This window comes from Actinosynnema sp. NPDC053489 (genome assembly GCF_044544865.1).
Lineage (GTDB): Bacteria > Actinomycetota > Actinomycetes > Mycobacteriales > Pseudonocardiaceae > Actinosynnema.
The window spans coordinates 307,382-333,585 of record NZ_JBITXT010000007.1 but is presented as its reverse complement, the minus strand read 5'-3'; the positions used below and the strand labels follow the sequence as shown (position 1 = coordinate 333,585).

Annotated in this window: 23 protein-coding genes; 15 read left to right on the top strand and 8 right to left on the bottom strand. The window is 71.7% G+C overall.

The genetic code is table 11. The annotated features are described in order from the left end of the window. The first annotated feature begins 14 nt into the window (after positions 1 to 14). The 6 genes from ACIGNX_RS18705 to ACIGNX_RS18680 all read left to right on the top strand — a co-directional run bounded on the left by ACIGNX_RS18705 (position 15) and on the right by ACIGNX_RS18680 (position 6,298). On the top strand, positions 15 to 1,034 hold the full coding sequence (locus ACIGNX_RS18705; RefSeq protein WP_396541604.1) for a LacI family DNA-binding transcriptional regulator: 1,020 nt from the start codon (positions 15 to 17) through the stop codon (positions 1,032 to 1,034). 330 nt (positions 1,035 to 1,364) lie between these two features. After that, the gene (locus tag ACIGNX_RS18700) at positions 1,365 to 2,981 is read left to right on the top strand and encodes a cellulase family glycosylhydrolase (RefSeq protein WP_396541602.1); all 1,617 of its coding nucleotides are present in this window, start codon (positions 1,365 to 1,367) and stop codon (positions 2,979 to 2,981) included. 9 nt (positions 2,982 to 2,990) lie between these two features. After that, positions 2,991 to 4,106 (top strand): cellulose binding domain-containing protein, encoded by a 1,116-nt coding sequence (locus tag ACIGNX_RS18695; RefSeq protein WP_396541600.1) that lies wholly within the window; start codon positions 2,991 to 2,993, stop codon positions 4,104 to 4,106. A gap of 153 nt (positions 4,107 to 4,259) precedes the next feature. Further along, positions 4,260 to 4,664 carry a YciI family protein gene (locus ACIGNX_RS18690; RefSeq protein WP_396541598.1) on the top strand — a complete coding sequence of 135 codons (405 nt, stop codon included), beginning with the start codon at positions 4,260 to 4,262 and terminating at the stop codon, positions 4,662 to 4,664. Beyond that, the gene (locus ACIGNX_RS18685; RefSeq protein ID WP_396541596.1) at positions 4,661 to 5,857 is read left to right on the top strand and encodes an RNA polymerase sigma factor; all 1,197 of its coding nucleotides are present in this window, start codon (positions 4,661 to 4,663) and stop codon (positions 5,855 to 5,857) included. Before ACIGNX_RS18690 ends, ACIGNX_RS18685 begins: the two co-directional genes overlap by 4 nt. A 33-nt stretch (positions 5,858 to 5,890) precedes the next feature. Continuing rightward, positions 5,891 to 6,298 (top strand): DUF1992 domain-containing protein, encoded by a 408-nt coding sequence (locus tag ACIGNX_RS18680; protein WP_396541594.1) that lies wholly within the window; start codon positions 5,891 to 5,893, stop codon positions 6,296 to 6,298. Between the two features lie 13 nt (positions 6,299 to 6,311). Here the strand turns inward: ACIGNX_RS18680 and ACIGNX_RS18675 are convergent, their stop codons facing one another. Then, entirely contained in the window at positions 6,312 to 6,860 is a 549-nt protein-coding gene (locus tag ACIGNX_RS18675; protein WP_396541592.1) for a TetR/AcrR family transcriptional regulator, read from the bottom strand. Between the two features lie 113 nt (positions 6,861 to 6,973). On the opposite strand from ACIGNX_RS18675, the gene ACIGNX_RS18670 reads away from it, so the two are divergent. The 7 genes from ACIGNX_RS18670 to ACIGNX_RS18640 all read left to right on the top strand — a co-directional run bounded on the left by ACIGNX_RS18670 (position 6,974) and on the right by ACIGNX_RS18640 (position 14,969). After that, complete coding sequence (locus ACIGNX_RS18670; RefSeq protein WP_396541590.1) at positions 6,974 to 7,249, top strand: hypothetical protein; 276 nt, start codon at positions 6,974 to 6,976, stop codon at positions 7,247 to 7,249. Between the two features lie 315 nt (positions 7,250 to 7,564). Continuing rightward, on the top strand, positions 7,565 to 9,727 hold the full coding sequence (locus ACIGNX_RS18665) for a pectinesterase family protein (RefSeq protein ID WP_396541588.1): 2,163 nt from the start codon (positions 7,565 to 7,567) through the stop codon (positions 9,725 to 9,727). After that, entirely contained in the window at positions 9,724 to 10,599 is an 876-nt protein-coding gene (locus ACIGNX_RS18660; RefSeq protein WP_396541586.1) for a carbohydrate ABC transporter permease, read from the top strand. Before ACIGNX_RS18665 ends, ACIGNX_RS18660 begins: the two co-directional genes overlap by 4 nt. Then, a complete protein-coding gene (locus tag ACIGNX_RS18655; RefSeq protein ID WP_396541584.1) occupies positions 10,596 to 11,504 on the top strand; it encodes a carbohydrate ABC transporter permease in 909 nt (302 codons plus the stop codon). The genes ACIGNX_RS18660 and ACIGNX_RS18655 overlap by 4 nt, the downstream gene beginning before the upstream one ends. A gap of 8 nt (positions 11,505 to 11,512) precedes the next feature. Next, entirely contained in the window at positions 11,513 to 12,799 is a 1,287-nt protein-coding gene (locus ACIGNX_RS18650) for an ABC transporter substrate-binding protein (protein WP_396541582.1), read from the top strand. Next, positions 12,796 to 13,947 (top strand): enolase C-terminal domain-like protein, encoded by a 1,152-nt coding sequence (locus ACIGNX_RS18645; protein ID WP_396541580.1) that lies wholly within the window; start codon positions 12,796 to 12,798, stop codon positions 13,945 to 13,947. Before ACIGNX_RS18650 ends, ACIGNX_RS18645 begins: the two co-directional genes overlap by 4 nt. An 83-nt stretch (positions 13,948 to 14,030) precedes the next feature. After that, positions 14,031 to 14,969: a polysaccharide lyase family 1 protein gene (locus ACIGNX_RS18640; RefSeq protein WP_396541578.1), complete on the top strand. Its 939-nt coding sequence runs from the start codon at positions 14,031 to 14,033 to the stop codon at positions 14,967 to 14,969. 79 nt (positions 14,970 to 15,048) lie between these two features. Here the strand turns inward: ACIGNX_RS18640 and ACIGNX_RS18635 are convergent, their stop codons facing one another. The 3 genes from ACIGNX_RS18635 to ACIGNX_RS18625 all read right to left on the bottom strand — a co-directional run bounded on the left by ACIGNX_RS18635 (position 15,049) and on the right by ACIGNX_RS18625 (position 17,110). Next, entirely contained in the window at positions 15,049 to 15,804 is a 756-nt protein-coding gene (locus tag ACIGNX_RS18635; protein WP_396541576.1) for a TSUP family transporter, read from the bottom strand. Then, positions 15,801 to 16,307 (bottom strand): hypothetical protein, encoded by a 507-nt coding sequence (locus ACIGNX_RS18630; RefSeq protein WP_396541574.1) that lies wholly within the window; start codon positions 16,305 to 16,307, stop codon positions 15,801 to 15,803. The genes ACIGNX_RS18635 and ACIGNX_RS18630 overlap by 4 nt, the downstream gene beginning before the upstream one ends. Positions 16,308 to 16,375: 68 nt before the next feature. Next, positions 16,376 to 17,110, bottom strand: a complete 735-nt coding sequence (locus ACIGNX_RS18625) for a GntR family transcriptional regulator (protein ID WP_396541573.1) — start codon at positions 17,108 to 17,110, stop codon at positions 16,376 to 16,378. A gap of 283 nt (positions 17,111 to 17,393) precedes the next feature. Here ACIGNX_RS18625 and ACIGNX_RS18620 point away from each other — a divergent pair, with 283 nt between their 5' ends. Both ACIGNX_RS18620 and ACIGNX_RS18615 read left to right on the top strand, forming a co-directional pair. Continuing rightward, positions 17,394 to 17,609: a hypothetical protein gene (locus tag ACIGNX_RS18620; RefSeq protein WP_396541571.1), complete on the top strand. Its 216-nt coding sequence runs from the start codon at positions 17,394 to 17,396 to the stop codon at positions 17,607 to 17,609. Positions 17,610 to 17,632: 23 nt separating this feature from the next. Beyond that, a complete protein-coding gene (locus ACIGNX_RS18615; protein ID WP_396541569.1) occupies positions 17,633 to 17,857 on the top strand; it encodes a hypothetical protein in 225 nt (74 codons plus the stop codon). Between the two features lie 104 nt (positions 17,858 to 17,961). Here the strand turns inward: ACIGNX_RS18615 and ACIGNX_RS18610 are convergent, their stop codons facing one another. The 4 genes from ACIGNX_RS18610 to ACIGNX_RS18595 all read right to left on the bottom strand — a co-directional run bounded on the left by ACIGNX_RS18610 (position 17,962) and on the right by ACIGNX_RS18595 (position 26,113). Continuing rightward, positions 17,962 to 21,795 (bottom strand): discoidin domain-containing protein, encoded by a 3,834-nt coding sequence (locus tag ACIGNX_RS18610; protein WP_396541567.1) that lies wholly within the window; start codon positions 21,793 to 21,795, stop codon positions 17,962 to 17,964. 834 nt (positions 21,796 to 22,629) lie between these two features. Continuing rightward, positions 22,630 to 23,583, bottom strand: a complete 954-nt coding sequence (gene yjfF / locus ACIGNX_RS18605; protein ID WP_396541940.1) for a galactofuranose ABC transporter, permease protein YjfF — start codon at positions 23,581 to 23,583, stop codon at positions 22,630 to 22,632. A gap of 62 nt (positions 23,584 to 23,645) precedes the next feature. Next, positions 23,646 to 24,608: an ABC transporter permease gene (locus ACIGNX_RS18600; RefSeq protein ID WP_396541565.1), complete on the bottom strand. Its 963-nt coding sequence runs from the start codon at positions 24,606 to 24,608 to the stop codon at positions 23,646 to 23,648. Continuing rightward, positions 24,605 to 26,113, bottom strand: coding sequence for a sugar ABC transporter ATP-binding protein (locus tag ACIGNX_RS18595; protein WP_396541938.1), 1,509 nt, complete (start codon positions 26,111 to 26,113; stop codon positions 24,605 to 24,607). Before ACIGNX_RS18595 ends, ACIGNX_RS18600 begins: the two co-directional genes overlap by 4 nt. Between the last annotated feature and the right edge of the window lie 91 nt (positions 26,114 to 26,204).

The window sequence follows — 26,204 nt, the reverse complement described above, 5'->3', positions numbered from 1 at the left end:
CGAGGAGGCGCGGGGTGGCAGGTAAGCGTCCGACCATCTCGGACATCGCCAAGGCCGCGGGGGTGTCCACCGGCGCGGTGTCGTACGCGCTCAACAACCGGCCGGGCGTCTCCGAGCCGACGCGCCGCCGGATCATGGACATCGCCGACCGCCTCGGCTGGGTGCCCAGCAGCGCGGCGCGGTCGTTGAGCGACGGTCGGGCGAACGCGATCGGGCTGGTCGTGGACCGGCCCGCGCGGGTGATCGGCGTCGAGCCGTACTTCATGCAGCTGATCTCGGGCATCCAGGACGCGCTGGCGGGCGGGCCGACGTCGTTGCTGCTGCAGGTGACGGACAACTCGGCGGCCGAGCTGGCGGCGTACCGGCGGTGGTGGGGCGAGCGGCGGGTGGACGGCGTGCTGCTGGTCGACCTGGTGCAGGACGACCCGCGGGTGGAGCTGGTGCGGGAGCTGCGGCTGCCCGCGGTCGTGCTGGGCGAGCCGGTCGTGCCGGAGCTGCCGTGCGTGTGGACCGACGACGAGCCGGCCGTGGCGGAGGTGCTGGAGTACCTGGTGGCGCTCGGGCACCGGCGGATCGTGCGGGTCGCCGGGCCCACGAAGTTCGTGCACACGCAGACCCGGTCGCGGGCGTTCACCGCCGCGGCGGCGCGGTTGGACCTGCCGGAGGCGCGGGTCGTGCACGCGGACTACTCCGACGAGGCGGCGGCGCGCGTGACGCGGCGGGTGCTGACCAGCGGGATCGCGCCGACGGCGCTGGTGTTCGACAACGACGTGATGGCGGTGTCGGCGCTGGGCGTGGCGCACGAGCTGGGCCTGTCGGTGCCGGACCAGTTGTCGCTGGTGGCGTGGGACGACTCGGCGCTGTGCCGCCTGGTCCGGCCGGCGCTGTCGGCGGTGCGCCGCCCGATCGCCGAACGGGGCGCGGCCGCCGTGCGCCTGCTGCTGGACGTGATCAACGGCGCCCCACCGGAGCAGGTCAAGACCTCCGACCCGGAACTGGTCCCCCGCTCGAGCACCACCCACCCCCCAACCTGACCGGCGAGAGTCCTACCTCCAGCTCGCGAGAGTCCTACGTTCGGGCCGCGAGAGTCCTACGTTCGCGCGTCGTGAGTTCAACGCTCGCGCAACGGTGGCCTCGCTCGCCAAAACCGCAGGTCGGACGTTCTGAGCGTTGAATTCACCTGTCCTGAGCGTTGGACTCTCGCGTCTTGGACGTAGGACTCTCGCGGTTTGGGGATGCGGCGCACGTGGTGGGTGGGCGTTGACACTTAAGCGGTTAATTGCTTTGGTGTTGGGGCCTGCCGCGGGCAGGCGCGCTGCCCTGCGCTCGCTACGTCAACGTCGACAACTACGCGAGGTACTTCGATGCGCAAGCGATTCGCCTTGGTTGGCGCCGCCGTCGCCGCCTTGGTCCTGTCACTGCTGACGGTGGTGCCGGCGCAAGCCGCGGCCGGGTTCACCGTCGCCAACGGGCGTCTGCTCGACGCCAACGGCAACGACTTCGTGATGCGTGGCGTGAACCACGCGCACACCTGGTACGCCGACCGCACCACCCAAGCGCTCAAGGACATCAAGGCCACGGGCGCGAACACGGTCCGCGTGGTCCTCAGCTCCGGCGACCGGTGGACGCTCAACAACGCCGCCGACGTCGCCAACGTCATCGACCAGTGCAAGTCCAACAGGCTGATCTGCGTGCTGGAGGTGCACGACACCACGGGCTACCAGGAGCAGAGCGGCGCGATCACCCTGGCGCGCGCGGTCGAGTACTGGAAGAGCGTCCAGAGCGCGCTCGCCGGCCAGGAGAAGTACGTCATCCTGAACATCGGCAACGAGCCGTGGGGCAACACCGGCTACACCGGCTGGACGCAGGCCACCAAGGACGCCATCACGTCCCTGCGCGCCGCGGGCTTCCAGCACACGATCATGGTGGACGCGCCGAACTGGGGCCAGGACTGGTCGTTCACCATGCGCGACAACGCCGCCTCCGTCTTCGCCGCCGACCCGCAGCGCAACACCGTCTTCTCCATCCACATGTACGGCGTGTTCGACACCGCGGCGGAGGTCAACAGCTACCTCAACGCCTTCGTCACGGCCAAGCTGCCGATCGTGGTGGGCGAGTTCGGCAACAACCACTCCGACGGCGACCCCGACGAGGACACGATCTTCGCCACCGCGCAGTCGCTCAAGCTGGGCTACCTGGCGTGGTCCTGGTCGGGCAACGGCGGCGGCGTCGAGTACCTCGACATGGTGACCGGCTTCAACGCCGCCCAGCTCACCACCTGGGGCCAGCGCGCGGTCAACGGCGCGAACGGCATCAAGGCCACCTCCCGCGAGGCCAGCGTCTACGGCGGCACGACCCCGACCGACCCCACCCCGCCGTCCACGCCCGGCACCCCGACCGCGTCCGGCGTCACGTCCACCGGCGTCACGCTGTCCTGGACCGCCTCGACCGACAACGTCGGCGTCACCGGCTACGACGTCGTCCGGGTCAACGGCACCGCGGAGACCGCGGCGGGCAGCTCCACCACCACCTCGGCCACCATCACCGGCCTGACCCCCGCCACCGCCTACGCGTTCGCGGTCTACGCGCGGGACGCGGCGGGCAACCGCTCCACCCGCTCCGGCACGGTGAACGTCACCACGCAGGCCGGTGGCGGCGGCGGGTCGTGCGCGGTCACCTACAAGGTCACCGGCCAGTGGCAGGGCGGCTTCCAGGGCGACGTGAAGATCACCAACACCGGCTCCGCCGCGGTGAACGGCTGGACGTTGCGCTGGACCTGGGCCAACGGCCAGACGGTCAGCCAGTCCTGGGGCGCCACCACGACCCAGTCCGGCGCGACGCTGAGCGCGACCAACGTCTCCTACACCGCGAACATCCCGGTGAACGGCTCGGTCGGCTTCGGCTTCATCGGCTCGTGGAACGGCGCCAACCCGGCGCCCACCGCGTTCACCCTCAACGGCGCCACCTGCACGACGGCCTAGGAGCTGACGATGACGAGGAAGACCGCGCTCGCGGCGCTGTTGGCCGCCCTGGCGACGCTCGTCGGCGTGCTCGTGGCCGCACCGGGCCAGGCGGTCGAGGCCGCCGCGCCCACGCGGATCATGGCGCTCGGCGACTCCATCACCGGTTCGCCGGGCTGCTGGCGGGCCCTGCTGGACCGCGACCTGCGCGCGGCCGGGCACACGGACATCGACTTCGTGGGCACCCGCGCCGGCGACGGCTGCGGTTTCGCCTACGACGGCGAGAACGAGGGCCACGGCGGCGCGCTGGTCACGGCGGTGGCCGACCAGAACCAGCTCGTCGGGTGGCTGGGCGCCACCAACCCGAACGTGGTGCTCATGCACTTCGGGACCAACGACGTCTGGAGCAACCGGTCCACCGCGACCATCCTGGCCGCCTACGGCAAGCTGGTCGACCAGATGCGCGCCAACAACCCGGGCATGAAGGTGCTCGTCGCCAAGATCATCCCGATGGCGGCGAGCGCGTGCGCCGAGTGCCCCCAGCGGGTGATCGACCTGAACGCGGCGATCCCCGGCTGGGCGGCGGGCAAGTCGACGGCGCAGTCGCCGGTCACGGTGGTCGACCAGTGGACCGGGTTCGCCACCGCCGGTGACACCTACGACGGTGTTCACCCGAACGCGTCGGGCGATCGCAAGATCGCGGACCGGTGGTTCCCGGCCGTGGTGGCCGCCCTCAACGGCACCACGCCCACCTCCACCACGACGTCCACCACAACCACGACAACCACAACGACAACCACCACGACCACGACCGGGACGACGACCACGACGATCCCGCCGACCGAGTGCGGTGTGCTCGTCAGGGTCACCAACCAGTGGCCGGGCGGGTTCTCGGCGGAGATCGAGATCCGCAACGGCCGGGTGTCCACCACCCGGGGCTGGCGCGTCCAGTTCGACCTGAGGGCCGGGATGGCGGTGACCCAGGGGTGGAGCGGCACGTTCAGCCAGAGCGGCACCACCGTGACCGTCTCCAACGCGTCCTGGAACGGCGCGATCCCGCCCGCGGGCACGATCAAGGTCGGCTTCAACGGCTCGGGTGACGCCACCGGCTGGGTGCCGTCCCCGCCGATCTGCACGCTGTCCTGAACCGGACCTCGCGGTCGCGCCCGCACGGGGCGTGACCGCGAGGACCAGGAGTATGTGACGCAGGTCACATGTCGTGACGTAGGGATCGCCGCCGCGGCTCCGTCAACGGGGTGGAAGCGCCAAGATGGGCGCACGACCACCGAGGAGTCCGAAATGGCGAAGTTCCTGCTCCTGATGCACTACGGCCCGACCGCCAACTGCGACGTCCCGATCGACCAGTGGCCGCCCCGGGACTTCGCCGAGCACATCCGGTTCCAGCAGGCCCTGGGCCGCGAGCTGACCGAGAACGGCGAGCTGGTCGACGGCCAGGGCCTGGCGAGCCCGGAGCTGGCCAAGACGGTGACCCACACCGGCTCGGGCGCGCCCGTCATCACCGACGGCCCGTTCCCCGAGTCCAAGGAGATGCTGGCCGGCTACTGGGTGGTGGACACCACGCCGGAGCGCGCGCTGGAGATCGCGGCGAAGGCGTCGGCCGCGCCCGGTCCCGGCGGCGTGCCGCTCGGCCAGCCGATCGAGGTGCGCGAGCTGATGTCCGCGCCGACCCCGCCGGACCTGTGAGCCCGACCGTCGAGGACCTGCTGCGCGAGTGCGCGCCGCGGGTCCTCGGCGTGCTCGCGCGCCGGTCCGGCGACTTCGCGCTCGCCGAGGACGCGGTGCAGGAGGCGTTGCTGGCCGCCGCACGGCACTGGCCCGCGGCCGGCGTGCCGGACAACCCCGGTGCCTGGCTCCTGCGGGCGGCGGAGCGGCGGATGACCGACCTGGTCCGGGCCGAGGCCGCCCGCCGCCGCCGTGAGGACGAGGTGGCGCGCGAGCCGCCGCCCGGTCACGCGGTGGACCGGGACGACACGCTGGTGCTGCTGTTCCTGTGCTGCCACCCCGAGCTGACGCCCGCCTCGGCGATCGCGCTGACGTTGCGCGCGGTCGGCGGCCTGACCACGGCGGAGATCGCGCACGCGTTCCTGGTGCCCGAGGCGACCATGTCGCAGCGCATCACCCGGGCCAAGCAGAAGCTGCGCGGCGCGAGCTTCGCCCTGCCCGACCCCGCGGAGTTCGCGGCCCGGCTGCGGTCCGTGCTGCACGTGCTGTACCTGGTCTTCAACGAGGGCTACACCAGCAGCTCCGGCGGCTCGCTGCACCGCACCGAGCTCTCCGGCGAGGCGATCCGCCTGGCCAGGGCCGTGCACGCCCGCCTGCCCGCCGACCCGGAGGTGGCGGGCCTGCTGGCGCTCATGCTGCTCACCGACGCCCGCAGGTCGGCGCGCACCGGTCCGGACGGCGCGCTGGTCCCGCTGGCCGAGCAGGACCGGTCGCGGTGGGACCGGGCGCTCATCGCCGAGGGCGCGGACCTGATCCTGGCGGCGGTCGAGCGGGGCGCGATCGGCGAGTACCAGCTCCAGGCCGCCATCGCCGCCCTCCACGACGACGCGGCACGCGCCGAGGACACCGACTGGCCGCAGATCCTGGGCATGTACGGGTTGCTGGAGCGGATGACCGGCAACCCGGTCGTGTCGCTCAACCGCGCGGTCGCGGTGGCCATGGTGCACGGCCCCGCCGCCGGGCTGGAGCTGGTCGACGCGCTGGACGGGCGCCTGCCCGGCCACCACCGCGTCGACGCCGTGCGCGCCCACCTGCACGAGATGGCGGGCGACGCGGAGCGGGCGGCGGCGCACTACCGGGCGGCCGCCGCGCGGACCACCAGCCTGCCCGAGCGGCGCTACCTGGTGGAGCGGGCCGCCCGGCTGACGCCCTGACCGCCGGTATGCTCGGTGGCGGGGTGGTGCGTCGTGACCGAGCGCAAACCGGCCGGTGTCGGCTTCGAGACGTGGATCGAGCGGCAGATCCGCGAGGCGCAGGACCGCGGTGAGTTCGAGGGCCTGGCGGGTGCGGGCAAGCCGCTGAAGGGCCTGCGCGAACCGCACGACGAGCTGTGGTGGGTCAAGGAGAAGCTGCGCCGCGAGGAGGGCACCGCGCTGCCGCCGACCTTGTTGCTGCGCAAGGAGGCCGCCGATGCGCGGGAGGCCGCCGGGCGGGCGCGCACCGAGGCCGAGGTGCGGTCGATCCTGGCCGACGTCAACGCGAAGATCGTCGAGGCGATCCGCAAGCCGATGTCCGGTCCGCCGCTGAACCTGATGCCGTTCGACGTGGAGCACGTGGTGGCGCGGTGGCGCGCCGACCGGGAGGCCGCGGGCTGAGGGCCCGCCCGGCTCAGGTCACGCCGGCCGCGTCGAGCAGCGCCGTCGCGGTGGCGACGCCCAGCCCGCCCAGCGGTTCGGCGCGCACGACGGCCCGTGCCGCCGCCCCGTCGAACACCACGGTGAGCTGCGCGGCCAACGTCCCCGGGTCGGCCGCGCCCGCCGCGCGCAGCTCGGCGGCGAAGAAGTCGGTCAGGCCCTGCTTGTGCCGGCGGGCGACGGCGTTGGCCGGGTGGTCGACGTCCTTCAGCTCGGTGGCCGTGGCGACCAGGGGGCAGCCGCGGTAGCCCGGTCGGCCCGCCAGGTCGTCCTGCGCGCGGAACACGTGCAGGACCCGTTCGCGGGGCGTGCCGCCGTCGCGGGGGAGCAGCGCGGCGTCGTAGTCCGGCGCGCGGCGGTCGAGGCTGGCCGCGATCAGCTCGTCCTTGCTGTCGAACAGCAGGTACATCGAGCGCTTGGAGACACCGGCGGCCTTGCACAGGGCGTCGACGCCCACGCCGACGCCCTCCCGGTAGAACAGCTCGCCCGCCGCGTCGAGCAGCCGGTCCCGTGGAGTGGTCATCCCCGCAGGTTACCGGGGCGGTCGGCGAATGGAAACCGATCGGTCTACAGGCGGGGGAACCCGGTCGGTTTCCACCTCTGGGGGACTGGCATGACTCCTGCGGCACCCTCAGCGTGACCCGGGCGTTCGTGCCGGTGATCGGGTGCAACGGCGGCGGGCACGTGCCCAACGTCGCCTCCGCGCTGTCCCGGGTCGCGCTCGGCGGTTCCTGCGGCGCGTCCAAGGCCGCCCCGTGGTCCCGGACCGACTCCCTGCGCCTCGACCTGCGGCCGCGCGGCGTCGCCGAGCCGGCGGTGGCCGGCATCGAGGCCGACGCGTTCGAGGTGCCGGCCGACGACGCGACGCGGCACGTGAAGTCGGCACCGGCGCGGGACCTCGCCGCGCAGTAACCGCCCCTGGCGCGGTGACCGTCCAAACCGGACCGATGACGTCCCCGCGATGACGTCACCACCCCGCACGCGCAGCGCCCCCGGTCCCGCCAGGGTCGGGGGCGCTGCGCGTCGTGCCCGGGTCCGCGACCGGTCGCCCCGTCGATATCGACTCGAATTCGACGCTCCGTCGAACGCTGTGGTCGAACAGAGGTCGAACGGCCATCGATCGAAGTTACGTCGTTGACGTGTGGCGGACACTTTCGCAATACTCTGTTCGCACTTCTGGAACGTGTTCACATTTATGAACAAATTCGCCGCGGAAGGCCCCTCGTCATGCGGATACTCAGTACTGCGCTCGTGCTTTCCTGCGCCCTCGGCGTGATCGCGGCGGCACCCGCGCACGCAGGCACCGACCTGGGGCGACAGGTCCTCCAGCCCGGTGACGGCTGGGGTTCGAGCGGCACCGGGACCACCGGCGGCTCGGCCGCCACCACCGAGCACGTCGTGCGCACGGCGGCGGAATTGCGGGCCGCCCTGGCGGCGCCCGCGCCGCGCCTGATCAAGGTGCGCGGCGTGATCGACGTCCGGGCCGATTGCTCGACCTACGCCACCGACGGCTACACGCTCGCGGGCTACCTGGCCGCCTACGACCCCGCGGTCTGGGGCCGCGACACCGAGCCCAGCGGACCGCTGGAGGACGCCCGCGCGGCGTCGGCCCGCCGCCAGGCGGAGGCCATCGGGTTCACCGTCGGCTCCGACACCACGATCGTCGGCGACGGCCGCGGCGCGGGCCTGACCGGCGCGAACCTCCGCATCCACGGCGCGAGCAACGTGATCGTCCGCAACCTCACCTTCCGCGACACCCGCGACTGCTTCCCGCAGTGGGACCCGACCGACGGCGCGACCGGCAACTGGAACTCCGAGTACGACGCGGTCTCGCTCCAGCGCGCCACCAACGTGTGGGTCGACCACAACACGTTCACCGACCAGCCCTACCCGGACAGCGCGGCGCCGGACCACTTCGGCCGCCCCTACCAGCAGCACGACGGCTCGCTGGACATGACCAGCGGCACCGACCTGGTCACCGCCTCGTACAACCTGTTCTCCGACCACGGCAAGACGATGCTCATCGGCTCGTCCAACACCTCGACCACCGACCCGGGCAAGCTGCGGATCTCGGTGCACCACAACGTCTTCCGCAACACCGAGGAACGCCTGCCCCGCGTCCGCTTCGGCAAGGTGCACGTCTACAACAACCTCTACGAGCCCGGACCGACCTTCGTCTACGCCTGGGGCGTGGGCGTGCAGTCCGCGCTGTACGTGGAGAACAACTACGTCAAGCTCGCCAACGGCGGCTCGGTCGAGACCCTCGTCCGCAACTGGGGCGGCACGGCCGTCACCGAGGTCGGCACGCTGGTCGACGACCGCCCGGTCGACGCGCTCGACGCGTTCAACGCCGCCAACCCGACGGCGCGGCTCGCCGACGACGCCGGGTGGACGCCGACCCTCACCCGCGGCCTCGAACCGACCTCCCGGGTGAAGAACCTCAAGGCGGGCGCGCAGCAGCGCGAGCGCTACCACGTGGCCAAGGGCACGGACTTCGACACGGTGCAGGCCGCGATCGACGCCGCGCCGCCGGGCACCACCATCACCATCGGCAAGGGCGTGTACCGCGAGGTGGTCCGGGTCCCCGCGAGCAAGACCGACCTGACCCTCAAGGGCTCCACCGGCACCGCCCGCGACGTGGTCGTCGACTACGACAACGCCAGCGGCACCCGGAAGCCCGACGGCACGACGTTCGGCACCACGGGATCGGCCACCGCCACGATCGAGGCGGACGGCTTCACCGCCCGCGACCTGACGTTCAGCAACTCGTTCGACCGGGCCGCACACCCGGAGATCACCGCCACGCAGGCCGTCGCGGTGAAGGCGACCGGCGACCGGCAGCACTACGACCGCGTGCGCTTCCTCGGCCACCAGGACACCCTGTACGCCGACACGCGCGCGGTCGGCACGCGGGCCCGCCAGTACTACCGGGGCGGCGAGATCGCCGGTGACGTCGACTTCATCTTCGGCCGCGCCACCGCCGTCTTCGACCAGGTGACCATCCGGGCGCTGGACCGGGGCGGCGACCCCAACGGCTACCTCACCGCCGCGAGCACCCGGCGCGACAACCCGCACGGCTTCCTGATCATGAACTCCACCGTGGTCAGCGACGCCCCGGCGGGCACCTACCACCTCGGTCGGCCGTGGCACCCGGGCGGCGACCCGGACGCCGTCGCCTCCGTCGTCGTCCGCGACACCGAGCTGCCCGCCGCCGTGAAGACCGCGCCGTGGACCGACATGTCCGGCTTCTCCTGGCGCGACGCCCGGTTCGCCGAGTACCGCAACTCCGGTCCGGGCGCGACGCCGGGCGCGGACCGGCCGCTGCTCACGGCCGACCAGGCCGCCGAGCACACCCGGCGCGCCTACCTCGGCGACTGGAACCCCGCATGAGGACCCGCACCTGGGCGCCCTACGCCCTGATCGCACCGACGCTGGTGCTGATGGCGGTCTTCCTGGTCTACCCGATCGGGAGCGTCGTCTACTACAGCCTCCAGCGGTACAACGTCACGCAACCGTGGAAGAACGGCTTCGCGGGGCTGGACAACTTCACCCGGATGCTGTTCGAGGACGAGCTGTTCCGGCAGAGCCTCGCGTTCAGCGCCAAGTGGGTGTTCGTCGAGGTCGGCCTGCAACTGCTGCTCGGCCTGGTGCTCGCGCTGATCGTGAACGAGACGTTCGTCGGCCGGGGCGTGGCGCGGGCGCTGGTGTTCTCGCCCTGGGCGGTGTCCGGCGTGCTGACCACGGGCATCTGGATCCTGCTGCTCAACCCGTCGACCGGCGTCTTCCAGGTGCTCTCGCAGTGGGGCGTCGGCTCGCCGGGCACCTCGGTGCTGGGCAACCCCGACACGGTGTTCGACGCGCTCGTGGTGACCGAGCTGTGGCGCGGGGTGCCGTTCTTCGCCATCCTGCTGCTGGCCGACCTCCAGAGCATCCCCAAGGACCTCTACGAGGCCGCGTCGGTGGACGGGGCGAGCCGGTGGCGGCGCTTCACCAGCGTCACCCTGCCGCACCTCAAGGACGCGATCATCCTGTCCACGCTGCTGCGCGCGGTGTGGGAGTTCAACAACGTCGACCTCATCTACACCCTAACCGGCGGTGGTCCGGCCAACCAGACGACCACCCTGCCGCTGTACGTCGCCAGGCAGGCCGTCGACTCGCACAACTTCGGGTACGGCTCGGCGCTGACCGTCGCCGGGTTCCTCATCCTGCTGTTCTTCTCGATCGCCTACCTGCGGCTGTCGAAGTTCGGGAGCCGATCATGACCGAGACCCTGGGCAAGACCGGCACCCTGGTGCGCGAGGTCGTCGACACCACGCACGCGCCGCCACCGCGCCGGCGCCGCCGCCGTGCGGTGGCCGAGGAGCCCGGCAAGCGCTGGATGATCCACGTGCCGCTGGTGCTGTACCTGCTGTTCACGCTCGTCCCGTTCTACTGGATGCTGGTGTTCGCGGTGCGGCCGTCGGGCTCGACGCAGCTCGTGCCGTGGCCGATCTCGTTCGAGCACTTCGACACGGTGTGGAACGACATCGGGTTCGGCGTCTTCTTCTACAACAGCGTGGTCATGGGCCTGGGCGTGCTCGTGTTCGTGACCGTCCTGTCGGTGATGGGCGGGTACGCGCTGGCGCGCTTCCGCTTCCGCGGCCAGCGGGTGTTCCTGCTGGCGCTGCTGTGCAGCCAGTTCATCCCCGGCGCGATGATGCTGATCCCGCTGTTCGTGATCTTCAAGGGCCTGGGGCTGCTCAACACCATCACCGGCCTGGTCGTCGCGGAGGTGGCGTTCCAGCTGCCGCTGTCGCTGATCCTGATGAGCGGCTTCATCCGCAACATCTCCGTGGAGCTGGAGGAAGCCGCCATGGTGGACGGCTGCTCGCGCCCGCGGGCGTTCTTCGCGGTGGTCCTGCCGCAGCTCAAGCCCGCCCTGGTGGCCGTCGGGTCGTTCGCGTTCATCGGCGCGTGGAACAACTTCCTGTTCGCGCTGATGTTCGCCACCCGGCAGGACAAGTTCACCCTGCCGGTCGGCCTGAGCTACACGTTGGGTGAGTTCAACACCGACTTCGGAGCACTCGCCGCCGGTGGCGTGGTCGCCGCCGTGCCGGTGGTCCTGGTTTTCGCCGTCGTGCAGCGGTTCCTGGTGCAGGGGCTCAGCGCCGGGGCTGTCAAGGGATAGGGAGCATCATGAGAAAACTGCTGGTCGCCGTGGCCGCCACCGCCCTGGCGCTGTCCGCCTGCTCGTCGGGGGGAGGTGCGGGCGGCGACGGGGACGTCACCATCACGTTCTGGGACAACAACGGCGGTCCCGCCCGCGAGCCGATCTACAAGGAGCTGATCTCCCGCTTCGAGGCGGCGAACCCGACCATCAAGGTCGAGTACGTCGGCATCCCCAGCGCGTCGGTGCAGCAGAAGTACGACACCGCCATCGCGGGCGGCGAGACGCCCGACGTCGGCGGCGTCACCACCTCCTACCTCGCGCACCTGGTGGGCCAGGAGGCGCTGGCGCCGCTGGACGACCGCGTCAACGGCGGCGCGCTGAAGGACAAGCTGCTGCCCTCGCTGGTGGAGACCGTCCGCCAGACCGCGCCGGACGGCAAGCTCTACCTCGTCCCGTCGTCGGCCAACATGGACATCATCTGGTACCGCGCGGACTGGTTCCGGGACGCCGGCATCGAGCCGCCGAAGACCTGGGACGAGTTCATCACCGCGGCCACGAAGCTGACCGACGCGGCGGCCAACAGGTACGGCTACACCATCCGCGGCGGCGCCGGCTCGGTGTTCCAGCTCATCACCGAGGCGTACGCGTACTCCGGCGTGGACAACTTCTTCAAGGACGGCCAGAGCACGCTGGCCGACAAGGGCAACGCCGAACTGGTCGACAAGGTGGCCGAGCTCTACAAGAAGGCCACCCCCGAGGCCGACGTCAACAACAGCTTCACCCAGATGATCGCCCAGTTCACCGGCGGCTCGGTCGCGATGATGCACCACAACCTCGGCTCCTACAGCGACGTGACCAAGGCCCTGGGCGACAAGGTCGCCGCCATCCCGCTGCCGGTCGGCCCGAGCGGCAAGCGGACCGTCGTGCCGAACCCGACCGACGGCTTCGCGGTGTTCAACAACAGCGAGCACCAGGACGCGGCCTGGAAGTTCGCCGAGTTCCTCACCTCGGCGGAGTCCAACAGCTACTGGAACGAGAAGGTCGGCCAGATCCCCGCCAACACCGACGTGCGCGGCGCCGCGTGGATCGACAAGGCCGCGCACGTGAAGATGGCGCTCGGCGTGCTGGAGGACCCGGCCACGGTGCTCGTGCCCGCGCCGGTGTACCTGCCGCAGTACTCGTCGATCACCAAGGCCGACAGCGAGCCCCAGTACCAGAAGGTGCTCCTCGGCGAGCTGAGCGCCCAGCAGTTCCTGGACGACGTGGCGAAGAAGCTCACCGAGGCGCAGAAGGAGTGGGAGGACCGCAAATGATCGAGCGCGTCGAGGTGTCGGTGTTCACGACCACCGCGTGGACCGCGGTGGACCCGCACGGGCACCGGCACCCGAGCGCCGAGCACGAGGTCCGCGAGGCGCTGCTGGAGATCACCGACTCCGACGGTGCCGTGGGGCGCGTGCTGGTGCACCCCGACCAGCTGCGGCCCGCCGTGCTCGACTCGATCGTGAAGCCCGTGCTGATCGGCGCGGACCCGTGGGACCGCGAGCGGCTGTGGCGGAAGATGGCGCGCAAGCAGCGCGGCTCGCACGGCCGGTTCACCGACCGGGCGCTGGGCTACGTCGACACGGCGCTGTGGGACCTGGTGGGCCGCATGGCCGGGCTGCCGGTGTGGAAGCTGCTCGGCGGCGCGCGCGACCGCGTGCCCGCCTACGCCAGCACCATGTGCGGCGACGAGCTCCCCGGCGGGCTCGGCACGCCCGGCGACTACGCCTCGTTCGCCGAGGAGCTGGTGGAGCGGGGCTACCGGGCGATCAAGCTGCACACGTGGATGCCGCCGGTGCCCGGCGCGCCCAGCGTGAAGGCCGACATCGCGGCCTGCGAGGCGGTCCGCGAGGCGGTCGGGCCGGACGTGGCGCTGATGCTGGACGCCAACCACTGGTACTCGCGCACCGAGGCGCTGGAGCTGGGCCGGGCGCTGGAGGCGCTGGACTTCTACTGGTTCGAGGAGCCGATGGAGGAGGCGTCGATCAGCTCCTACCGGTGGCTGGCCGAGCAGCTGTCCATCCCGGTGATCGGGCCCGAGGTGGCGTGGGGCAAGCACCACACCCGCGCCGAGTGGCTGACCTCCGGCGCGTGCGACATCCTGCGCGCCGGGCCGACCGACGTCGGCGGCATCTCGCCGACGGTCAAGGCCCTCCACCTGGCCGAGGCGTTCAACGTGGACTGCGAGATCCACGGCGACGGCTCGGCCAGCCTGGCCGTGCTCGGCGGCACCGACAACGGCCGTTGGTACGAGCGCGGCCTGCTGCACCCGCTGCACGACTTCGACCGCGTGCCGCCCCACCGGCTCGCGATCGCCGATCCCCTCGACGCGGACGGCCACGTCACCCTGACGCCCTCTCCCGGGCTGGGCGACGAGTTCGACGTCGAGCACATCCGCAAGCACACCGCGGAGAGGTGGTGAGTCCGGTGTAACCCCTCGGTCGCCGCCACGTCGCAACCCGCCGCCGGTTCCCTTTTCATCCACAGTCGCATGGAGGAAACCGCATGTCCCGCAAGATCTCCCGGGCGCTGTTCGCGGCCACGGCCCTGGCCGCGTCCGCGGTCATGGCGCCCGCGGCCGGCGCCGCGTCGTTCAACCTCGAAGGTTGGGGTACGCAGTGCGGTGGCACCACCGGTGGTGCCGGTGGTGGCACGGTGACCGTGAGCGACGCCACGTCGTTCACCAACGCCGCGAAGTCCACCACCACGCAGACCATCCGGGTCTCCGGCACCATCTCCCTGTCCAGCATGACGAAGGTCGCCTCGAACAAGACGATCATCGGCGTCGGCTCGGGCGCGACCATCACCGGGCAGGGGCTCAACGTCGCCAGCGCGTCGAACGTCGTCATCCGCAACCTCAACTTCCGCAACTGGGGTGACGACGCGATCAACGTCCAGTACTCGACGCGGGTGTGGATCGACCACAACACCCTGTCCAACGGGTACGACGGCGCGATCGACATCAAGCGCGCCTCCGACTGCGTGACCGTGTCGTGGAACAAGGTCAGCTCCCACGACAAGACGATGCTGCTCGGCCACAGCGACGACAACGGCAGCGAGGACCGCGGCAAGCTGCGGGTCAGCTACCACCACAACTGGTTCGACGGCACCAACCAGCGCCACCCGCGGGTCCGCTTCGGCAACCCGGTCCACGTGTACAACAACTACTACGGCGGCGTGACGTCGTACGGCGTGGCTTCCACCCAGGAGGCCGGCGTGCTCGTGGAGTGCAACTACTTCGAGAACACCAAGGACCCGTTCCACCGCGGTGAGGGCGACTCCGACCCGGCCAACCTGGTGGCGCGCAACAACGTCCTGGTGAACTCGGGCTCGGGTGACCAGGGTGGCAGCGTCAAGTCCATCCCGTACTCCTACGCGCTCGACTCGTGCTCCAGCGTGAAGTCGGTGGTCCAGAGCGGCGCGGGCGTCGGCAAGGTCGGCTGACCCGTCCCACCGGTGAACCGGCGGTCCCCGGCCCTCTCCCGCCGGGGGCCGCCCACCACCGCGTCAGCCCACCACCGCGTCACCCCGCCACGGCGGCCCGGGCCGCGTCCACGGCCATCAGCGCCGCGACGGCCAGCAGCGCGGCGGCGAACACGCGTCGCCGGGTCGTGGCGGGCACCCGGGCGGCCAGGCGCTTGCCGTCCCACGCGCCCAGCAGCGCGGCGGCGGCGAACGGCGCGACCACCGCCCAGTCGAGCAGGGTCACGTCGCCGAGGCGTGCGACGAGGGCCGCGCCCGCGTTCACCGCGATCACCAGCAGGCTCGTGCCCACCGCGGCCGACATCGGCACGGACAGCACGCCCACCAGGGCCGGCACGGCGAGGAAGCCGCCGCCCACCCCGAGGAAGCCGGTCACCGCGCCCAGCCCCGCCCCGGCGCCGACGGCCCGGACCGGGCGGACCCGGTCGGCGGTCGGCTCCCGGGCCCGCAGCAGCACCACCGCGGCGGTCGCCGCCACGACGCCGAACGCCCCGGTGAGCACGGCGGCCGGCACGTGCCGCGCCAGCGCGCCCGCCGCGGCGGCCGGCACCACCCCCGCCACCGCGAACACCGCGCCCAGCCGCCACCGCACCGCGCCGGCCCGCGCGTGCCCGGGCAGGGCGAGCAGCGAGGTCACCACCACGACCAGGAGGCTCGCCGTCGCGGCCTCGTCGGGGCGCAGCCCCCCGAGGTAGATCAGCGCGGGCACGGCCAGCACGCTGCCACCGCCGCCGAGCGCGCCCAGGGCCAGGCCGACGACGGCACCGGCGAGCAGGGCGAGGACGAGCGCGGTCACGGTGCCGTGGTCGGCACGCCGGCGTCCGCCGCGGCGGCCCGGTCGTCGTCGAGGCGCACGACGTCGCGGCCCGCGCCGTGCGGCAGGCTCGCGGCGATCCCGGCGCGGGGCTCGTCGGGTCGGCGGACGTCGAGGAGCACGACCGGGTGGCCGGGCGCGGGGTCGTCGGCCGGGTCGCCGATCGGGGCGCTCGGGCGGTCGACGCCGGTGCGGGACCGGTCGCGGATCGCCGCCCGCACGTCCTCCTCGGAGCCGACGAGGGCCACCGGCTCGCCCCGCGGCAGCGGTTGGGCGGTGAAGCCCGGCCCGCAACCGACCGTGCCGACCAGGTGCCCGGCGGCGAACGCGCCCCGCCGCCCGTCGTGCCCCACCACGGAGGCCAGGGGGTGGTCCGGGGCGGCGACGGCGGTGACCGCCACCGCGCCGACCGGGATCTCGCCGTCGTCGTGCACCGGGTAACCCCGGTCACCCGGGGCCGCCGTCTCGATCGTGTGGACGTCCACACCCGCCTCCCGCCATTTGTCCGTACATTACGTGCGACGGGAGACGTGAGGCAATGTCGGTTATCGGTTCAGCGGGAGACCTTCGACTCGGTGGTCACCGCGTACCGGTCGCCGCGCACCAACGTGTGCCGCCACTCCACCGGGCGACCCCCGGCCAGGCCCAGCCGGTGGATGGACAGGCAGGCCACGTCGGGGCCGCAGCGCAGCAGCGCCCGCTCGGCGGCGGTCGGCACGACGGCCTTGATCGTCTCGCGGCTGTGGTCGAGGCGGACGCCGGTGCGCTCGGCCAGCACGGCGTACAGGCTGGTCCGGGTGAAGTCGGCGTCGACGAGCGGCCCGGCCAGGTCCGCGGGCAGCCAGGCCCGGTCGATCGCCAACGGCTCGCCGCCCGCCAGGCGCAGGCGTTCGAGGTGCAGCAGGGGGGTGGAGCCCTCCAGCCCGAGCTGGTCGGCGACCACGCCGTCCGCGCGGGTGTCCAGCACGCGAACCGCGCTGCGCTGCTCCAGGCCGGCGGCCTCGACCGAGGCGAAGAGGCTGTAGAGGGTGTCGAGGGGTTGGACGACGTCGGCGGCCGGGGCGACCCTGGGCTGGCGCCCCCGCTCGGCGAGCACGAGGCCGTCGGCGCGCAGCCGCTGCAGGGCCTGGCGGACGGTGTGGCGGCTCACGCCGTAGTCGCGGACCAGCCTCAGCTCGCCGGGGAAGCCGAGGGTGAACTCGCCGGAGCGCAGCCGGCCCACCAGGTCGTCCTGGAGCTGCCGCCAGAGGGGCCCGCCACCGGACCGGTCCAACACGCGTGCGGGCACCGCGCCTCCCCGTGCTCGGATGTCGCCGGGGACGAATGTACGGACCACACGGCCTCCGGTCGCCCCGGGTCCACGCCGTGGGAGCCGACCGGCGACTCGCGTGGTGCGCCCCGCCGCCGCTGCCCCAAGCCGAGGGATGTTCATTGTGAGCTGCTCTGAACGGTTGATGTGTTAGGCCATGAGAGTGGTGCGAAATCACGCGCGGTAACGGCCATGCGGAGGTGTCGATAGTCGGGTGAACACGACGCAGGGCGGTCAGGGCTTCTCGATCAAGGGAGCACAGATGGGATTCATGAGTGACATCGCCATCCGGGCCGAGTTCCGCAAGCGGAAGCGCCGGGCGCTGATGGAGTTCTACGAGGCCAAGGCCCAGTTGAACTTCCTGGAGTCCCCGCACGCCAAGGGCATCGCCACGGCCGACGGCATCCGGGAGCAGCGGGACGTGGTGGAGCGCCTCCAACACGTGCTCAAGGTGCAGTTCGACACCGTCGTGCAGTAGTCCAAGCGAATCGGAGCCAGGCCATGCCGAGCAACACCGCGGGAGACCGCGACAAGATCGCCTCGCAGCGGAACACCATCGCGACTCACATCGAGAAGTGGCGGAGGTACCCGAACCCCCAGGACAAGGAATTCGCGCTCAAGACGATCAGGAACGCCCAGGCGCAGATCCAGAAGCTCAAGAGCAGGCACCCCAGCCTCCGCCACGACACCGCGTCCGAGGACACCTGGCAGCCGCCCCGCGGCTGATCCCGGGACGGCCGCGCCTCCGACGCGCCGGCTTCGCGTTCCGTCCGGACAACGCGGAGGACCCCGCCCCGGGGGACGGGGCGGGGTCCTCGCGGTGGTGCCGGTCAGGGGTTGACGGTGATGGTGAAGGTGGAGGTGCGGTTGCGGATGTTCTCGACGTTGTTGCCGAACCGGAGGTTGTTGAAGGTCGCCGAGCCGACCGCGGGCCCCTGACCCGCCTCGGGCATCTCGTTGGCCCAGACCCCGATGCCGGACTTCGCCTGGAACTCGTCTCCGCTCAGCCGCGCGCCGGAGATCGAGATGTTGGTCAGCACGGTGTCCTGGACCGGGTTCTCCGGCGTGGACCCGTTGTACTTCGTCTGGAACATGATCCCGGCGTAGGTCGGGTCGATGATGTCGACGTCGTTGACCCGGATGCCCCGGAACGGCTTGGAGGCCGAGAACATCCAGATCCCCGGGAACGTCTGCGCGCCCCAGAAGTGCCCGCCGGTGCGCACCAGCGTGAGCCCGCTGAACGTCGTCGGCTCCGGGCCGAAGCCGTTCATCGGGTAGCCGAAGTCCAGCGAGCTGATCGTCACGCCGGCGTAGGTCAACGTGTCCGCGACGTAGATGTTGCGGAACGTGTTGAGGAAACCGCCGTAGACGGCCAGGCCCGCCGCGCGCCACGTGGTCGTCGAGGTCAGGTTCTCGTAGACGTTGTTCTTCTCGTCCGCACCGCCCGCGTCGATCGCGGAGAACAGGGCGAAGCTGTCGTCACCGGTGGAGCGGGCCTCGATGTTGGCCACCCGGTTGTCCGTGCTGCCGTTGGTCATGTTGATGCCGTCGGCGAACGTGTTCCGGATGCGGGAGTCCTTGATCGTCATGAAGTCGGTGTTCGCGCCCCAGTAGAGGCACACCACGTGCTCGGCCCAGATGTTGTCGATGGTGATGTTCGAGACGTTGGCGAAGTCGAACACCTTGCCGGGACCGTCGATGCGGGACGTGTAGTTGCCGAAGAACGCGAACCCGCTGAACGTCGAGCCGTTCACCGACTGCTCGGCCCGGAAGCCCGCGTCGGTGTTCTCCTGCGTGGTCGGCACGACGAACCTGGTGAACCACGGCCCGGCGCCGACCACCCGGACCGGCTTGCCGTACACCTGGAACTTCTGCGAGGTGGTGTACGTGCCCGCCGGCAGGTAGACGCCGACCAGGTTGCCGCTGGTGTCCATGCGGAACTTGTCGAGCGCGTTCTGCACGTCCTGGTGGGTGAAGCCGGTGGGCGTGACGTACCGGGCGGGGTCGGGGTTGGCCTGCGCCACCGCGTTCTCGAAGTCGACGAAGTCGATGGCGTAGTTGGTGGTGTTGGCCGCGTCCTTCTGCAGCTTGACCTTCGTGCCGGCGGGGAACGTGCCGTTCAGCATCACGCTCGCCTCGTCGTAGATGTGCCGCGGCCCGCCCGCGCCGGGGGAGTTGCCGGGGCTCGCCTCGTTGCCGTAGAGCCAGATGTGCCGCGAGGTGAGGTCCAGGGCCTTGTGGAACGACCCGTTGACGTAGACGTTCAGCGTGGCGTTGATGCCGCCGCCGCCCGGCGCGTCGGGGATGGAGAAGCGGGTCACGAGGGTGTTGGTCGAACCGCTGGTGGTGAACTCGACCGACGCGCCGGTGCTGTTGAGCGTCACCGCGCGCCGCCCGGACGCCTCGCCGGCCAGGTCGCCGATGGTGCGGTTCGGGCCGATCTTCTGCGCCCCGCCCGCCGTGACGGCGTCCTCGGCCTCGACGTGCTCCCACGGCACGTTCGCGCCGCGGCCCACGAACAGCGATTGCGTGGTCACGTTGTTGGCCTGCCGCGCGGCGATCTCGTTGCCGTCGACCGCGACGTCGGTCCGGAGGGTGTACTTGCCGTTGGCGGCGGCCCAGGTGCCCAGGGTGATCGGCGACGCCGACTGGCCGGGCTGGATGGCACCGGTGTAGCTGCCGCTGAACGTGCGCACGGTCGCGCCCGTGGCGGCGTTGACGAGCGTGAAGGTGACGCCGTGCGCGCCGCTGGTCGTGGCGATCGAGCCCTCGTTGCGCAGCACGACGGTGAACGTGGTGCTCTGGCCGTTGGCCGGGTTGTTCGGCGACCAGCTCAGCGCGCCCACGAGGTCGGAGCTGGGCACGGGCGTGACGACGAGGGCGCTCGGGTGCAGGCGGGCGTTGTTGGCCTCGTTCTGCTCCACGACCTTCTTCGTCTCGTCCACCTTCGCGGTGTACTGGTAGGAGCCGGAACCGCGCGGGCCGATGTCCGCGGTGACGGTCGCCGACGCGCCGGCCGCGAGCGCGCCGACCTGCGCCGTGCCCACGGCCTCGTCGCCCAGGAAGAACGTCACGTCGGTCGCGCCGGACGCCGCCGTGCCCGCGTTGCGGACCGTGGCCGACAGCGTGATCGGGGTGGTCTCCACCGGGCTGGTCGGCGTGAACGACGTGCCGGTGACGGTCAGGTCCGGGTTGGGCGCGGCCGTGCCGAACACCTGGAACTCGGCGACCTGGCCGCCGGGCGCGCCGGTGTTGGACGTGATGCGCAGCTGCACGTCCGCGACCCGCGCGGACAGCGGGATCGTGACGGTGTTGCCGGTGGCCGGGTTGAACGTGTAGTCGCGCGCCGCCACCAGGCTGGTGAAGCCCGAGGCGCTCTGCTCGCGGCCCAGCACCTGGACGTTCTGGGTGCGGGTGCCCCAGGCGGACGAGGGGTTGAGCTTGAGCACGACCGAGCTGAGGTCGGCGTTGGACCCGAGCTGCGTGGTCAGGGTGTTCGGGTAGGTCGCGCCCTCCCAGTACGTGGTCACGTCGTCGTCGTTGGCGTTCGCGGCCACGAAGGTGAAGGTGTGGGAGCTGGCCGTGATCGGCTTGCCCTTGGCCAGGTTCGTGCCGTTCCCGGGGGTGCCGGGCCGGGTCACCTGGTTGCTGGGCGAGGACTGGTTGCCCGCCGCGTCCTTGGCGATCACGTGGTAGGTGACCGCGACGCCGTCGGGCTGCGAGTCGGTGTAGGTCAGCACCGTGCCGGGGACGCTGGTGCGCAGCGCGCCGTTGGCGTAGACGTCGTAGCCCGTGACGCCGGTGTTGTCGGTGGACGCCGACCAGGTCAGCCGGATCTGGCCGGACTGCGGCGAGGTGTAGGCGAGGTTCGTCGGCGCGGACGGCGGCTGCGTGTCGCCGGTGCTCGGGCCGTGCAGCTCGAACTCCGAGAACTGGGCCGCGGGCCAGGCGGTATTGCCGGTGACCCAGAGCCGCACGTACCGGGTGGTGACGGCGGTGAACTGGATCGTCACCGTGTTGTTCGCGGTCGGGTTGAACGCGTACTGGGCCGAGGGGACCAGGTCGCCGAAGTTCTGGCCGTCGGTGCTGTGCTGCACGGCCAACGTCTGCGTGCGCGCGCCCCAGTTCGCGGTCGGGAGTTTGAGCACGAGGCGGTCGACCTTGACCGCCGCGCCCAGGTCGGCGCGCAGCCACTGCGGGAACGCGTTGTTGGCGCTCTCCCAGTAGGTGGCCTGGTTGCCGTCGCCGACGTTGGCCGGCTGGTAGACGTCGGCCTGGCTGCTCGCGGTGTAGGTGGCGGCGAGCTTGGCGGCGACGTCGGCGGCCGGGCGGACCTCGATGTCCTGGACCCGCGCGCCGTCGACGCGCACGTAGCGCACCAGCGTGGGGTCGAACTCGAACGTCTGCTCGTCGCCCCGGCGCGGGGCGGGGGGCACGAGGGTGGCGTAACCCTTGCCGTCGAGGCTGGTCTGCACGGCGAACGTGCTGTCGTCGTCCGGCAGGGACAGGTGGACCTGGTCGATGCGGGTCGGCTTGCCGAGGTCGAGCACCCCCGCCGTCGGCGCGGCCTGAGCGGCAGGGGGGCTCAGGGTGAACGCGGTGAGGGACAGGGCGGCGAGCAGGGAGGCGGCGAGGCGTGAACGGGCGCGTGTCGTCGTTGACATCGTCGTGCGGGCCCTTCTCTTAGGGCTGTTCCGGGCGGTTGTCAGAAAGTTCCGGACACTTGTCGATTTCTTGCGTAAGCGGTTCGAAGGGTTGCAGAGGCGCGGCCGGAAAGTCAACGGGTCGGCAGGCCCTTGCGCCATCCGGACCAGCGCGGCCGTTTCTCCAGGTGGGAGGGGGACCCGGAGCGGTGGTCACGGCGGTGGGGCGGTTTCCGCGCAGGCTTCGGCACGGGTGCCTGACGCGTTCGCGAGGGGAGCCGTCACGCGACGGCCGGGACCGGCAGAGGTGGCCGATAGAGGTGGCCGGCAGAGGTGGCCGAGGAAAGTGGCCGACGGAGGTGGCTGGCGGATTCCGGCCGGTGAGTCCGGCCGTTGACGTGGCCGACGGGGTGCGACCGTGGGGGGTGGCCGGCGGAGTGCGGCGGCTGGGGCGGCCAATGGGCCGGCGGGCCGGAGGGCCGAAGGCGGCTGGGTAAGCGGCCGGTGGGCCGGCGGTGGCCGGGCGGCGGTGGCCGGGCGGCGGTGGCCGGGCGGCGGTGGCCGGAGGTGCGGCGGCGAGGGCGCGGTGGGCTGGGCGGCGGCGAGGGTGCGGCAGGCTGGGGGAGCAGCGGCGGCGGCCGGCAGCGGCGCGGCGGCAAGGGCCCGGCGGCTGAGCGGGGCAGCGAGGGCGCGGCGGCGGCTGGGGTGCGGCGGCGGCTGGGGGCGGCGGCGGTGGGCAGGGGAGCGCCAGTTCGGCGGCGCGGCCGTACTGCGGGAACGTCCCGGGATTCCCCGCACGGGGCCGGGAGGACGGAGCCGGGCGGGCTCGGCGGGGAGCCGAGCCCGCCCCGGTCCTCAGGTGCGGCGGACGATGACCCGCTGCAACGCGATGAACGCCAGCAGCAGCGCGCCGATCACGATCTTGGTCCACCACGAGGACAGGGTGCCCTCGAACGAGATCAACGTCTGGATCGTGCCCAGCACCAGCACGCCGACGACCGACCCCACCACGAACCCGACCCCGCCGGACAGCAGGCTGCCGCCCACGACGACGGCCGCGATCGCGTCCAGCTCCATGCCGACCGCGTGCAGGCTGTAGCCGGACAGCATGTAGAGGCTGAACAGCAACCCGCCCAGCGCCGAGCAGAACCCGCTGATCACGTACACGCCGATCTTCACCCGCGTGGTCGCCAGGCCCATCAGCCGCGCCGACGACTCGCTGCCGCCCACGGCGTACACCGTGCGCCCGAACCGCGTCAGGTGCAGCACGTACACCGCGGCCAGCACGGCCACCAGCGCGATCACCACGCCGTAGGTGATGGTCACGCCGCCGGGCAGCTCGATCGTGCCCGTCGCCACGTCGCGGAACGTCGGGTCCTTGATCGACACCGACTCGACGCTGATCACGAAGCACAGCCCGCGCGCCAGGAACATGCCCGCCAGCGTCACGATGAACGGCTGCACGCCGAACCGGTGGATGATCCACCCCATCGCCAGCCCCAGCCCGGACCCGACCGCCAGCACGGTCACCACCACGAGCCACGCCGGCCAGCCCGCGCGCAGCATCGCCGCCGCGATCATGGTCGACAGCGCCACCACCGACCCGACCGACAGGTCGATGCCGCCGGTCAGGATCACGAACGTCATCCCGACCGCGAGCACGATCAGGAACGCGTTGTCGATGAACAGGTTCGCGACCACCTGCCCGGACGCGAACCCCTCGTACCGCACCGAGCCGACGCCGAACGTCGCCACGAACACCACGAACGTGGCGATCACCGGCAGGAACCGCTTCGGCACGCTCACCAGGCCGCCGCGCGGCCGACCCGGCGCGCCCGCGGTGACCTCGGGCTCCACCACTGCTGTCTGCTTCACGCGGGCACCCCTTGCCTGACCCGGATCCGGAGCGGGGCCTGCACCAGGCACACCGCGATCACCACGATCGCCTTGAACACCAGCGTGATCTCCGGCGCGATGCCGATCGTGTAGACCGTCGTCGTCAACGTCTGGATGATCAACGCGCCGAGCAGCGTGCCGGTCAGCGAGTACCGGCCGCCCGCCAGCGACGTGCCGCCGATCACGACGGCCAGGATCGCGTCCATCTCGATCCACAGGCCCGCGTTGTTGGCGTCCGCCGCGCTCACGTTGGAGCTGATCATCAACCCGGCCACGGCCGCGCACAGGGCCGCGAACACGTACACCGTCCAGATGATCGTCCGCGCCCGCACGCCGGCCAGCCGCGACGCCGACGGGTTCACGCCCACCGACTCGATCAGCAGCCCCAGCGCGGTCCGCCGGGTCACCAGCGCCACCAGGCCCAGCACCGCCAGGCTGATCAGGATGGCGATCGGCAGCACCAGGAACCCGGCGCCCACCTCGCGGTAGGTCGGCGAGTCGACCGTGACGATCTGCCCCTCGGTGATCAGCATCGCCACCCCGCGCCCGGCCGTCATCAGCACGAGCGTGGCGATGATCGGCTGGATGCCCAGCACCGACACCAGGAAGCCGTTCCACAGCCCCAGCACCCCGCACAGCAGCAGCGCCAGGCCCATGCCGGCCCACGCGTTGCCGCCCGAGGCGATGTAGGTGCACGTCACCGCGCCCGCGATCGCCGCCACCGCGCCCACCGACAGGTCGATGCCCCGGGTCGCGATCACCAGCGTCATGCCCAGCGCGATCAGCAGCGTGGGCGCGCCGTTGCGCAGGATGTCGATCAGGCTGCCGAACAGGTGCCCGTCCTGCAGCCGGAGGTTGAAGAACGTCGGCGTCACCACCACGTTCAGCACCAGCAGGGCGACCAGCGCCAGCACCGGCCAGAGTAGTCGGTTCTTCACGACGCCACCGCTTTCTCCACGTTCTCGTCCAGCCCGTGGTCGCCGCCGGCGATGAGCGCCATCACGTCGTCCACGCCCGCCTCGCCGTCCAACTCGGCCACCTTCTGCCGGTCGCGCATCACCACCACCCGGTCGGACACGCGCACCACCTCCTCCAGCTCGGCGGAGATGAACACCACGGCCATGCCCGTCGCGGCCAGGTCCGCGACGACCTTCTGGATCTGCGCCTTGGCGCCGACGTCGATGCCGCGCGTCGGCTCGTCCAGGATCAGCAGCCGCGGCTCGGTCACCAGCCACCGCGCCAGCAGCACCTTCTGCTGGTTGCCGCCCGACAGGTTGCCCACGGCCCGGTCCGGGTCGGCGGGTCGGATGTCGAGCAGCTCGATGTACTTGGCCACCAGCTCGTCCGCGAGCTTGCGCGGCACCGGCCGCGCCCACCCGCGCGCCGCCTGCATCGCCAGGATCAGGTTGTCCCGCACGCTCAGGTCGGCCACGATGCCCTCGGCCTTGCGGTCCTCGGACGAGAACGCGATGCCGACCTCGATGGCGGCCCGGGGACCGGTCAGCCGCAGCGGCTTGCCGTCCACCAGGACCCGGCCCGAGTCGGCCTTGTCCGCGCCGAACAGCAGCCGCGCGACCTCCGTGCGGCCCGAGCCGAGCAGCCCGGCCAGGCCGACCACCTCACCCGCCCGGATCTCCAGGTCGAACGGCGCGACGGAGCCCTTGCGGCCCAGCCCCTCGGCGACCAGCAGCGGCTCGCCCGGCGTGCCCGACCGGCGCTCGATCTCCTCCAGCAGGCCCATCTCGCGGCCGAGCATCGCCGACACCAGGTCGATCCGGCTCAGCGCGGCGGTGGCGTGCTCGCCGACCAACCTGCCGTTGCGCAGCACGGTGATCCGGTCGGAGATCTCGTAGACCTGCTCCAGGAAGTGCGTCACGAACAGCACCGCGACGCCCTCGTCCCGCAGCACCCGGATGATCCGGAACAGCTCCGCGACCTCGTCGGCGTCCAGGCTCGACGTCGGCTCGTCCAGCACGAGCACCCGCGCGTCCACCGCGACCGCGCGCGCGATCGCGACGAGCTGCTGCACGGCGATCGGGTGGCTCTCCAGCACCGAACCCGGGTCGATGCGCAACCCGATGCGCGCCAGCATCTCGGCGGCCCGGGCGCGCATCGCCCTGCCGTCGATGCGGCCGAACCTGCGCGGTTCCCGCCCGAGCAGGATGTTCTCCGCCACGGTCAGGTTCGCGCACAGGTTGACCTCTTGGTACACCGTGCTGATCCCGGCGGCCTGGGCCTGCGCGGGACCGTGGAACGACACCGACCGACCCTCGAAGCGGATCTCGCCCGCCGCGAGCGGGTGCACCCCGGTCAGCGCCTTGATGAGCGTGGACTTGCCCGCCCCGTTCTCGCCCATCAACGCGTGGACCTCGCCGGGGAACAGCCGGAAATCCACCTCCTGCAGGGCTTTCACGCCGGGGAACTCCACCGAGATGCCCCGCATGTCGACGACCGGCTCGGTCACCGGACAACTCCCCTCACACGACGTCGGCGGAACCGACAATCGGACGACTGAGTGCGGTCCCCGCCACCCG